1 protein-coding gene is annotated in these 1,536 nt (G+C 51.0%); it reads left to right on the top strand.

Annotated elements, in window-relative coordinates; all coding sequences use genetic code 11:
* Positions 1-621 precede the first annotated feature (621 nt).
* Positions 622-1,305 (top strand): hypothetical protein, encoded by a 684-nt coding sequence (locus F1593_RS27955; RefSeq protein ID WP_149404831.1) that lies wholly within the window; start codon positions 622-624, stop codon positions 1,303-1,305.
* Positions 1,306-1,536 lie beyond the last annotated feature (231 nt).

Below are 1,536 nucleotides of genomic sequence, written 5' to 3'. Positions count from 1 at the left end.
GAGTGTGACAGCTTGCTGCTTGAATTCCTTGGTATAGATCGGTTGAGATTTGCCCATTGAACCCTCCTGATATGAGTATAGCAGATTTCTCTTCTCCGACCCTCCAAATTCGGGGGAATTCCATTGCGTGCCTCCTTATGATAGGTGCAAATGCATCTCTTTCTCTTCTCTAACGAATGAAAGACGTTCTTGTTTCATAGCTTGTCTCGTGCTGTCTCGCTGTGGGTGTTTTTCTCTTTTTTGTGTATAGCGTTGGTGATGGTGCGTGGTGATGGTGTGTAGTGTTGGTGGTGGTGCGTGGTGATGTGATGCCCTGTGTGTCTTGTGTGAGGGCCTGATCAGGAGGACGGAACGGGGTGGGAGACAACACCAGTAGACCAGTAGCCGAAAGCCAGGGAACGCCTCGCTGATCAGGCTCCTGTTGCCAGTATACACAGAAGAGCCAAAGGGAAGTGGTGGAGAGAGCAGGAGCAGGAGCACCCCTGTTCTGGGAGGGCGTTCTGGCCCGTGGTCCTCATGGTCCTCATGGTCCTCATGGTCCTCATGGTCTTCATTGTAGAGTCATGGATGAATCCTGTTTTTGTGGCCTGCCTGCTGTTGTGTGTGTGCTGAGAGCAGCGTGTGGGCAAGGGAGATGTACTGGGAAATCAGGAGGAGATCGAGGCGCATCATCAGGAGATGGAGATTACGGTGTCCGCCAACCGCAAATCGGAAGCGATCCAGAGCCTGATTATGGTGCCGGAGCATCCGACGGATTTTCCGTGGGGGCTGCCGGTGGAAGAAGAAGCGGAAACGAGTGCGAAGAAAGGCAAACAGATGCAAACAGATGCAAACAGATGCAAAGAAATGCAAAGAAATGCAAATGCCTGGGGTGGTGAGAAGATGGCGACGGAACAGGTGCTGTTTTTTCTCTTGCTCAATCTCTCTATGATGTTCTATCAACAAGGAATTTCCTCTGAAAAGCGGGAAGGACACGGGAAGCGGACGAGAAAGACACGGGAAGAGACGAGACAAGGGGTACGAAGTGAGCTTCGTACCCCTTGTCATGGCGTCATAGGTTCTCAACGGGCTTCAGAAGCGGGCGGAGAGGATCTCTTCCTGTGGGCGCATAGTCACGATGGATTACCGTACAAACACTGTCGTATCCTTCGTGAGGGAGATCCTGCAATCGTTTCTGCTGTTTGCTTGCCCTGGGCACACAGGAGGGGCTTTGTGTCTAGGGGTCCAGAGGTGCCGTTTGCACTCAACCAGTATGCTCTGCTGAGAAGGGAGGGAACGCATGGCAGCTACTCTTCTTCCCTTTGACGATGCTTTGTGAGACGAGCCAAAACGGATCTCTGTGCAGGTCAAATCCGAAGCGATCAAAGGGAAAGCGGTAAAAATGCATGTGATGAGAAAATTCCTGGTGTTTTTTATGAGTCATCCCGGATTTTTGGAGAACCCGTAAAACCTCCAATCAATGAGATGAAGGAATTCCAGGAATTGCAGGCACTAGGCAAAAATGGCCTCCTGGTCTACACTGTTGGTGATTAAAAT

The sequence above is a fragment of the Dictyobacter arantiisoli genome, from assembly GCF_008326305.1.
GTDB lineage: Bacteria > Chloroflexota > Ktedonobacteria > Ktedonobacterales > Ktedonobacteraceae > Dictyobacter > Dictyobacter arantiisoli.
This window is presented reverse-complemented; position numbering and strand designations above follow the sequence as displayed.